The sequence below is a fragment of the Streptomyces mexicanus genome (assembly GCF_902506575.1).
Classification (GTDB): domain Bacteria; phylum Actinomycetota; class Actinomycetes; order Streptomycetales; family Streptomycetaceae; genus Streptomyces; species Streptomyces mexicanus.
In genome coordinates, this window is record NZ_LR732617.1 from 1 (window position 1) to 1690 (window position 1690).

Annotated in this window: 2 protein-coding genes; both read left to right on the forward strand. The window is 74.5% G+C overall.

Features of this window, described 5'->3' with window-relative positions:
- Nucleotides 1–58: 58 nt before the first annotated feature.
- The gene (locus GV126_RS33560; RefSeq protein ID WP_419796061.1) at nucleotides 59–856 is read left to right on the forward strand and encodes a hypothetical protein; all 798 of its coding nucleotides are present in this window, start codon (nucleotides 59–61) and stop codon (nucleotides 854–856) included.
- A gap of 583 nt (nucleotides 857–1439) precedes the next feature.
- Nucleotides 1440–1690: SCO5717 family growth-regulating ATPase (locus GV126_RS36960; protein WP_159674908.1), on the forward strand; the 251-nt coding region annotated here is incomplete at its 3' end.

Here is a 1690-nt window from a genome sequence, read left to right on the forward strand (position 1 = left end):
CCCCACACCCTCCGGGCCCCCACTGCCTCCCGCGTCTCATGTGTCTCCTCTGTCCTCCGTGCCTCGCGGGACCGCGCAGGCAACAGCGCAGGGGCCCGAGGCGTCCGGTGCTCCCGCGTCCGCCTCGCGGTCCCTCGGCGGACTGGTGCGCGGACGGTTGGGCGGCGGTCTCGGGCTGATCGGCCCGCGCCACGGCCGGCACACGCTGCCCGCGGAGCAGGTCGACGCGCTCACGCTGCCCATAGGGGACGACGGCGTCTTCATCGGCGTGGACACCACGGGGCAGCCCGCGGTCCTCGGCATCAACCGCCCGACGCCGTACGACGTCGTCCTGATCGGCAGTCTGTGGACCGCGCAGGTCCTCGCGCTGCGGGCGGCGGCCACCGGCGCGCGGGTGGCCGTGGAGACGGGCCGTCCCCAGGCCTGGATGCAGATGGTGCACGCCATGGGCGGCGGGCAGAACGGCCTGGCGGTGTACGAGGTGGGCCGGGTCCCTCCGCAGGGCGCCTCGGCGGGCACGCCGGTGCTGGTGGTGCGGGACTGCGGGATGCGGCCGCCGCGTGGCCGGGTGGCCTCCGGTCCCTGGCAGGCGGTCGTGACGCTGCTGCCGTACCTCAGTCCGGTGGCGCCCCGGCTGATACGCCAGGCCCGGCTGGTGGGCGTCCAGCGCATCTCGCCGGACGAGGCCGCGGAGCTGGGCCGCACCATGGCGTTGCCGCGCGCGGACGTAGAGTCCCTGCCGACGCTTCCCGACGGCGTCACCCTCTGGTGCGGCGACCGGGATCGGCAGTACGTGATGACGCAGCCCACCGACGCCGAGATCGGATTGCTGGGCACGCCGCGCCGGATGGACTGACCGGCTTCGGATGGTGGGGTCCCCAGGTGAGGGGCGCCGGTGCTCGGCGGGGGCCGTTGACGCGGGTGCGTGGTGTCGGTGCACGGCGGGGGCCGTTGGCACGGATGCGTGGTGCTGGTGCTTGGCGGGGTGGCCGTTGGCGCGGGTGCGTGGCGGCCGGGGCGTTCGGTTGCCGGCGATGCGGTGGTTCCCATGGGTGTCGTCCCGGCGGTCTGTCGGGTTCACTGGGTGACCCGAAGGCGTGACAAGAGCCTCGGTGTTCGGTGGTGTTTGGTGCGGTTTGGTCTGTTGTGGCGGGCGTACGGTCGGGAGTTCGGGTTCACGCGGGCGCTGGTGCCGGGGCGGGAGCGCCGGGCGGGCCTGACGTGAGCGCGCCCGCGATGATTAGGCTGGGTCCGGGCGCCACATCAGAACCCGCGGCTGGGCCGTCGGCGCCCCGGGGGAGGCCCGGGCGGTCCGGACGGCCGGACGGGCCGGACGGGCAATGGTTCGGTCGCCGGACGACCGCTCATGACCGCTCCCGTACGAGACGAACGGTCGCCCCAGCACGGCATGAGGGTGCTCGACCACACCAGGAGGAATTGTGAACAGCGATCGGGACGGGATCCGCGGGGGCTGGGCCACACCCGGCGATGACCAGTCCGACGCGGAGTCCGCCGTCGAGACGACGGGCGAGTTCACCATCGACTACGCGCCACCCGCCTGGTACACGCAGAACGCGTCGAGCCCGGCCGACGATCCCGCGCCGCCGACGAGCACCCCTACCCGGTCCAGACCGCCGCGCCCCCCTCCGCTCACCCCGGCGTGCCCGGGCCCACCCGTCCCGCCTACGCC